The organism is Kitasatospora sp. NPDC057692, from assembly GCF_042799475.1.
Classification (GTDB): domain Bacteria; phylum Actinomycetota; class Actinomycetes; order Streptomycetales; family Streptomycetaceae; genus Kitasatospora.
On sequence record NZ_JBHVIV010000002.1, the window covers coordinates 229003 to 235979 of the forward strand.

7 protein-coding genes are annotated in these 6977 nt (G+C 76.3%); 4 read left to right on the top strand and 3 right to left on the bottom strand.

The genetic code is table 11. The annotated features are described in order from the left end of the window. Window positions 1-228: 228 nt before the first annotated feature. Window positions 229-1365, top strand: coding sequence for a ribosome small subunit-dependent GTPase A (rsgA, locus tag ACFVFS_RS02170; protein ID WP_380619103.1), 1137 nt, complete (start codon window positions 229-231; stop codon window positions 1363-1365). 65 nt (window positions 1366-1430) lie between these two features. Here the strand turns inward: rsgA and ACFVFS_RS02175 are convergent, their stop codons facing one another. After that, a complete protein-coding gene (locus ACFVFS_RS02175) occupies window positions 1431-1886 on the bottom strand; it encodes an ASCH domain-containing protein (protein ID WP_380619105.1) in 456 nt (151 codons plus the stop codon). Between the two features lie 100 nt (window positions 1887-1986). On the opposite strand from ACFVFS_RS02175, the gene ACFVFS_RS02180 reads away from it, so the two are divergent. Both ACFVFS_RS02180 and ACFVFS_RS02185 read left to right on the top strand, forming a co-directional pair. Next, window positions 1987-3558 (top strand): DNA-3-methyladenine glycosylase 2 family protein, encoded by a 1572-nt coding sequence (locus tag ACFVFS_RS02180; protein WP_380619107.1) that lies wholly within the window; start codon window positions 1987-1989, stop codon window positions 3556-3558. Then, window positions 3555-4067 carry a methylated-DNA--[protein]-cysteine S-methyltransferase gene (locus tag ACFVFS_RS02185; RefSeq protein WP_380619109.1) on the top strand — a complete coding sequence of 171 codons (513 nt, stop codon included), beginning with the start codon at window positions 3555-3557 and terminating at the stop codon, window positions 4065-4067. Before ACFVFS_RS02180 ends, ACFVFS_RS02185 begins: the two co-directional genes overlap by 4 nt. 75 nt (window positions 4068-4142) lie before the next feature. Here the strand turns inward: ACFVFS_RS02185 and ACFVFS_RS02190 are convergent, their stop codons facing one another. Together ACFVFS_RS02190 and ACFVFS_RS02195 are read right to left on the bottom strand one after the other, a co-directional pair. Further along, entirely contained in the window at window positions 4143-4664 is a 522-nt protein-coding gene (locus ACFVFS_RS02190) for a GNAT family N-acetyltransferase (RefSeq protein WP_380619111.1), read from the bottom strand. Window positions 4665-4780: 116 nt separating this feature from the next. Next, complete coding sequence (locus tag ACFVFS_RS02195) at window positions 4781-5284, bottom strand: MarR family winged helix-turn-helix transcriptional regulator (protein ID WP_380619113.1); 504 nt, start codon at window positions 5282-5284, stop codon at window positions 4781-4783. Between the two features lie 142 nt (window positions 5285-5426). Between ACFVFS_RS02195 and ACFVFS_RS02200 the strand changes: the two genes are divergently transcribed. Beyond that, window positions 5427-6929, top strand: a complete 1503-nt coding sequence (locus tag ACFVFS_RS02200; RefSeq protein WP_380619115.1) for an MFS transporter — start codon at window positions 5427-5429, stop codon at window positions 6927-6929. The last annotated feature ends 48 nt before the right edge of the window (window positions 6930-6977 follow it).

Below are 6977 nucleotides of genomic sequence, written 5' to 3' on the forward strand. Positions count from 1 at the left end.
GGGCTCCGGGGTGGGGCTATGGTGTCGCGTAATCCCTTCCCGAGGGAACGGGTGTCGGTTCGTCGAGAAGAAGCAGGAGGTGAGTCCCGTGGCCACGACTGTCATGACGGCTGCCCTGGGCAGCGCCCGCGTCCACCTCTCCCTGCCGGCCGCCGGCTGACGTAGCCCCTCGCGCACGCAGCCGCAGCAGCCCGGCGGGATCACTTTCCTCCCGAAGGGCCCACTGCGTTGTTCAACGCTGCCTCCGTTCCGTCTTCCTCCCCGCTTTCCCCCGACAACTCCTCGGGCGCCGTCCCCCCGCTGGCCGGCTACGGCTGGACGGCCGAGCTCGACGAGCTGTTCGCGCCGCTCGCCGAGGCCGGACTGGTCGCCGCCCGGATCGTCCGGGTCGACCGCGGCCAGTGCGACGCCGTGTTCGCCGATCCCGACACCGGCGAGCTGCGCACCGTCCGGGCCGACACCCGGCAGGTCGGCGACGCCGACATGATCAACTGCCCGTGCACCGGGGACTGGGCCGCCGTCGACCTCTCGGCCGGCCTGCCCATGCCCGCGGTCGCGGCCCTGCTGCCGCGCTCCACCGCGATCATCCGCAAGGTCGCGGGCAAGCGCTCCGACGGCCAGGTGCTCGCCGCCAACGTCGACACCGTGGTGGTCGCCGCCTCGCTCGCCGCCGAGCCCGACCTCGGGCGGATCGAGCGCTTCCTCGCCCTCGCCTGGGAGTCCGGCGCCGAACCGGTGGTCGTGCTCACCAAGGCCGACCTGGTCGACGACGCCGACTTCATCCGGGCCGACGTCGAGGCCGCCGCGCCCGGCGTCACCGTCCTGGTGGTCAGCGCCGAGACCGGCGAGGGGATCGACGTGCTGCGCGCCTGCACGCCCGGCACCACCGCCGTGCTCGGGCAGTCCGGCGTCGGCAAGTCCACCCTGACCAATGTGCTCGCCGGGATCGACGTGATGGCCGTCCAGGCGGCCCGCTCCGGCGACCAGAAGGGCCGGCACACCACGACCACCCGCGAACTCGTCCCGCTGCCCGGCGGCGGGGTGCTGATCGACACCCCCGGTCTGCGCGAGGTCGGCCTCTACGGTGGCGAGGGCGTGGCACTCGCCTTCGCCGACATCGAGGAACTGGCCGAGCAGTGCCGCTTCCACGACTGCAACCACGACAGCGAGCCCGGCTGCGCGGTGCTGGCGGCGCTCGCGGACGGCTCGCTGCCGGAGCGCCGGATGGAGAGCTACCGCAAGCTCCAGCGGGAGAACGACTGGATCGCCTCCCGCTCGAACGCCCGGCTCGCCTCGGAGCGGTTGAGGAAGTGGAAGACCATCACCAAGACGATGCGCGCGGCGGGAGGGCCCCTGAAGCGGTGACACCCGGCCGTCCGGCGGCGGCGGAGGAGGGGACGTCCCTCCCCCGCCGCCGGCCGGCCGGTGCGTCAGCGGAGGTCGGCCACCAGCCGGAACCGTTCCAGGACGACGGCGGTGGTGTCGTCGACGGTGAAGGCCGGGTCGCCGAGCGCGGCGCGCAGCTCCGCGCCGTGCCAGAACCGCTCGTGCCCGGCCCGCCACTCGGCGACCGAGGCGTACCCCTCGCCCTCGTCCAGGGCGTGCCGCAGGTCGACCTCGCCGAGCGGGACGACCCGGACCTCGGTGGTCTCGGTCACCGCGACGATCCGCCCGGCCGAGTCGACCACCGCCCCGCGGGTGCCGACCGCCGGCAGCGGCTCGCCCGCCCGCTCGTACTCGGTCAGCAGGCCGGTGGTGCTGGTCTTGGCGCCGGACAGCACGGCGCCCACCAGCAGGTCCCGCAGCGGTCCGGGGAAGGCGAACTCCTCGACCCGCAGCGCGGCGACCTCCGGGTCGTCCGCACCGGTGTAGGGCTGCTCGGACACGTGTACTCCTGGGGTGTCGCCGGGGCGGGGTCCTGCGCAGGCTATCCGGCGGGAGGCCGCCCGGGCGCGCGGTTTTCCACCCGGCCGGCCCGGGACGCCCATGTCCGATTCCCGCCAGTCGAGCACCGCCGGGTGCCGCAGACTGGACAGCGTGATCGACGACGACATCCGGTACCGCGCCGTGGACAGCCGGGACGCCCGCTTCGACGGCGTCTTCTTCACGGCCGTCACCTCGACCGGCATCTACTGCCGGCCGAGCTGCCCGGCCGTGACCCCGAAGCGCGTCAACTGCACCTTCTACCCCAGCGCCGCCGCCGCGCAGAGCGCCGGCTTCCGGGCCTGCCGCCGCTGCCGCCCGGACTCCGTCCCCGGCTCGCCCGAGTGGAACCACCGGGCCGACCTGGTCGGCCGGGCCATGCGGCTGATCGGCGACGGCGTCGTGGACCGCGAGGGTGTGGCGGGCCTGGCCCACCGCCTCGGCTACAGCTCCCGCCAGCTCCAGCGCCAGCTCACCGCCGAACTCGGCGCCGGCCCGATCGCGCTCGCCCGCGCCCGCCGCGCCCAGACCGCCCGGCTGCTGCTGCAGACCACCGAGCTGCCGGTCACCGACATCGCCTTCGCCGCCGGCTTCGCCTCGGTGCGGCAGTTCAACGACACCGTCCGCGAGGTCTACGACCGCACCCCCAGCGGGCTGCGCGCCGAGGTCGCCGCCGGGCGCCGCACCGCGACCCCGGCCGGCGGCCTCGCCCTGCGGCTCGCCTACCGGGGAGCCCTGGACAGCGACCACCTGATCGACTTCCTCGCCCTGCGCGCCGTTCCCGGCGTGGAGGAGGTCGTGCCCGGGCCGCGCCCCGGCGTGCGCACCTACCGCCGCACCCTCGCCCTCCCGTACGGCCACGGCATCGCCGAGGTGGACGGCCTCGCCCCCGGGGATCCGGCCACCCGCGGCTGGCTGGACTGCCGGCTGCTGCTGACCGACCTGCGCGACCTGCCGACCTCCGTCCAGCGGCTGCGCGGCCTGTTCGACCTGGACGCCGACCCGGTCGCGGTCGACGAGCAGCTCGGCGCCGACCCGCTGCTCGGCCCGCTCGTCCGGGCCCGCCCCGGACTGCGCTCGCCGGGCCACGTCGACCCGCACGAGCTCGCCGTGCGCGCCGTCCTCGGCCAGCAGATCACCGTCGGCGCGGCCCGCACCCTGGCCGGCCGGCTCGCCGAGAAGTACGGCACCGCGCTGCCCGAGGCCAACGGCGGACTGCGGCTGCTCTTCCCGACCGCCGCCGCCCTGGCGACCGCCGACCCGGAGGACTTCGCGATGCCGGCCGCCCGCCGCCGCGCCCTCACCGGTCTGTGCGCCGCCCTCGCCGAGGGCGTCGTCCGGCTCGACGGCGGCGTCGACCGGGCCGAGGCGGCCGCCCGGCTGCTCGCCCTGCCCGGCATCGGCCCGTGGACCGTCGGCTACCTGCGGATGCGCGCCCTCGCCGACCCCGACGTCTTCCTCCCGAGCGACATCGGCGTCAAGCACGGACTGCTCCGGCTCGGCGCCCCGGGGGACCCGAAGTCCGCCGCCCTCGCGGCCGAGGCCTGGGCCCCCTGGCGCTCGTACGCCGTGCACCGCCTCTGGGCGGGCGCGGCCGCAGACCCCAGCACCGGAACGGAGAACACCGCAGCATGAGCACCACCGTCTTCACCTTCATGGAGAGCCCGTTCGGCCGGCTGCTGCTCAGCGGCGTCGTCCCGGAGGGCGGCGGCCCGGCCGCGCTGGCCGCCGTCACCGCCCCCGGCCAGCGGTACGCGCTCGCCGAGCCCGCCGACGACTGGGTGCACGACCCCGAGGCGCTCGCCGAGCCGGTCACCCAGCTCACCGAGTACTTCGCCGGCGAGCGCACCGCCTTCGACCTGCCGCTCGCCCCGGTCGGCACCGAGTTCCGCCGCCGGATCTGGGACGTCCTCGACAAGATCCCCTACGGCGGGACCGTCACCTACGGACAGCTCGCCGACCTGGCCGGCGAGTCCCCGCGCGCGGTGCGGGCGGTGGGCGGGGCGGTCGGCGCCAATCCGCTGCTGATCGTCCGCCCCTGCCACCGCGTCCTCGGCGCCAACGGCGCCCTCACCGGCTTCGCCGCCGGGGTGGACCGCAAGCGCTGGCTGCTCGACCTGGAGCGCGGCACCTCGCTGTTCTGAGCCGCTCCGTTCTGCGTCGCTCCGTTCCGAACGGTCCGGTGCCGCGCGGCTCCGCGGGCCCGGGGGCGCTCCCGGTCAGCCGGCCGGGAGCGCCCGCAGGTCCACCCGCCAGTCGTTGCTGCGCATCCAGCGGCCGGGCGGGAACTCGAAGTCGGTCTCGCCCAGCAGGGTGAAGCCGGCCCGGCGGCAGACGGCGTTGGAGGCCGGATTGCCGACCGAGGGGAAGGCGTGCAGGTACCGGTCGCGGCCGGTGCGGGCGGCGGCCTCCACGGCGGCCCGCGCCGCGACCGGGGCGATTCCCCGGCCCTGGTACGGCGGCAGGACGTTCCAGCCCATCTCGTAGACCGTGCCGCCCTGCCGGTCGCGCTCGGCGTAGCCGACGGTGCCGACCGCCACCCCTTCCGGCTCCAGGACGACGCGGTACATGCAGCCGAGGCCGGAGGGGACGAAGTCCAGGTAGCGCCGGTGCCGGACGAGCATCCGCTCCTCGTCCTCCGGGCCGCCGACGTGCGCGCGCATCTCCGGGGTGTTGACCAGCCGCAGCAGGGCGAGGTCGGCGTCGGTCCAGGGTTCGAGGCGGAGCAGCGCGGGGTCCATGGCGGGACGGTAACCGGAGCGGGCCCGGTCCGGTACCGGGTTTTCCCGGCCGGACAGCACCCCGCCGGGCCGGACGGTTCTGCCGGGGCGGACGCCCGGGCCGGCCGTCCGCGGGCTCAGCCGCCCGCGGGCCCGGCAAGCGCGCGGGCCAGGTTCTCCAGGGCCGGCAGCGCGTGCATCACGGCGTCGCGGTCGGTGGGGGAGAGGGTGTCGAGCGCCGAGGCGATCCGGCGCTCGTGGGCCCGCTGCCAGTCGTCGAGCTGGCTCCGCCCGGCCGGGGTGAGCGCGATCCGCGCGGTGCGGCGGTCCCCGGGATCGGTCTGGCGGTCGACGAACCCGGCGTCCAGCAGCTTGCCGACCAGGCCGCTGACGGTGTTGGGGGCGAGCCGCTGCCGGGCGGCCAGTTCGCCGACCCGCAGCGGGGCGGCGGCCAGCGTCTGGAGGAGTTCGACCTGCGCCATCGGCAGGGACTCCCACGGGTAGTCGGTGCGGATGCTGCTGCGCAGCGCCCGGCGGAGCCGGGTGACCGCGTCGGTGAGCCGCCGGGCGCGCTCGATCGCCGCCGGCTCCACGGCCTGCGGCTCGGCGGCGGGTTCGGGAACAGACGGTGACGACGGCATGGCCGACAGCGTAGCGCCTGGGTCGGACGCCGCCCGAACGCCGGGGACCGGTCGGGGACGACCGGCCCCGCCGAGTAACGGTCCGATCGCATGCCGATCAGATCGTAGAGAGAACATATCTGTATCCGATATATTTCGCCGTATGAACGCGGCGTCGACCCTCACCACCCGGCTCACCACCGGTCTGCTCACCGAACGTCCCCGGCCGCGCGGCATAGCCGGCTGGCGGCACGCCCACTGGCTCGCCGTCGGCACCGTCTGCCTGGGGGCCTTCCTCGGTCAGCTGACCGCCAGCATCACCGCCCTCGCCTACCCGGCGCTCCAGCGCCACTTCGACACCGGCTTCGCCGCCGTCGAGTGGGTCGCCCTCGCCTACCTGCTGGTCCTGGTGGCGCTGCTCGCGCCGATCGGCCGGCTCTCCGACCTGGTCGGGCGCAAGACCATGTACATCGGCGGGTTCGTCGTCTTCGGCCTCGCCTCGCTCGGCGCCGGGTTCGCCGACGGCCTCGGCACCCTGATCGCCCTGCGCGCCGTCCAGGCCGTCGGCGGCGCCATGATGCAGGCCAACAGCGTGGCCCTGGTCGCCCGCGGCGTGTCCGAGCACGCGATGCGCCGGGCGCTCGGCATCCAGGCCGCGGCCCAGGGCCTCGGCCTGGCGCTCGGGCCCAGCCTCGGCGGACTGCTGGTCGAGCACGCCTCCTGGCGCTGGGTGTTCTGGATCAATGTGCCGGTCGCCCTGGTGGGCGTGCTGGCCGGCTGGTTCCTGCTGCCCCGGACCCGCCACCCGGACGCCGGTCCGGTGCCGCGCGAGCTGCCCCGCCCTGTCCCCCGGCCGCGCGGCACCGCCCGGACCGCCCGGACCCGCCTGGGGGACGGCGGGCACTTCGACCTGGCCGGCCTGCTGCTGCTCGCCGGCTCCACCACCGCGCTGCTGCTCGCCCTCTCCGCCGCCTCCGGCCTGCCGCTGCCCGGCTGGGCCGTCGCCGCCCTGCTGCTCGCCGCGGTGCTGTGCGGGCTCGGCCTGGTCCGCCAGGAGCGCCGCGCCACCCGGCCGATCCTCGCCCCCGGCCTGGTCAACACCCCGGGGGTGCGCCCCGGGCTGGCCGTCTCGCTGATCGGCTACCTGCTGCTGTTCTGCCCGCTGGTGCTCGGGCCGGTGCTGCTCGCCGAGGCGGGCCTGCCGACCGCGCGGGCCGGTCTGGTGATCACCCTGCTGCCGGCCGCGTTCGCGGTGGCCGCGACGGTCGGCGGCGGGCTGCTGCCGCGCGGCTGGTCGGACGTCGCCCGCTGCCGCTTCGGCGCGGCCCTCGCCGGGGCCGGACTGCTGGGCTGCGTGCTGCTGCCCGCCGCGGGCGCCCCCGCGCTGTGGCCGGCGCTCCCGCTGCTGGTGGCCGGCGGCGGGCTGGGCCTGCTGCTGCCCGCCAACAACGCCCTGGTGATGCGGGCGATACCGGCCGAGTGCTCGGCGGTCGGCGGCGGCATGGTCAACATGGCCCGCAGCCTCGGGACGGCGCTCGGCACGGCGCTGCCGGTGCTCGGCGTCCACCTGGCCGGACCGGCGATGGGCGGGCGCTCGGTGCTGCTGGCGCTGGCCGCCGTCGCGGTCCTGGCCGTGGCGCTCAGCCGGCCGGTGCGGCGGCGCTGAGGGCGTGGAACGGCCGACGGCCGGGGCGGGGGGCGGGGGTGCGACCCC

Bases quoted from the DNA above. Each gene is read 5' to 3' on its own strand.
- ACFVFS_RS02180 (WP_380619107.1), top strand. From the start codon at position 1,987: ATGTCCGATTCCCGCCAGTCGAGCACCGCCGGGTGCCGCAGACTGGAC.
- ACFVFS_RS02185 (WP_380619109.1), top strand. From the start codon at position 3,555: ATGAGCACCACCGTCTTCACCTTCATGGAGAGCCCGTTCGGCCGGCTG.
- ACFVFS_RS02190 (WP_380619111.1), bottom strand. From the start codon at position 4,664: ATGGACCCCGCGCTGCTCCGCCTCGAACCCTGGACCGACGCCGACCTC.
- ACFVFS_RS02195 (WP_380619113.1), bottom strand. From the start codon at position 5,284: ATGCCGTCGTCACCGTCTGTTCCCGAACCCGCCGCCGAGCCGCAGGCC.
- ACFVFS_RS02200 (WP_380619115.1), top strand. From the start codon at position 5,427: ATGAACGCGGCGTCGACCCTCACCACCCGGCTCACCACCGGTCTGCTC.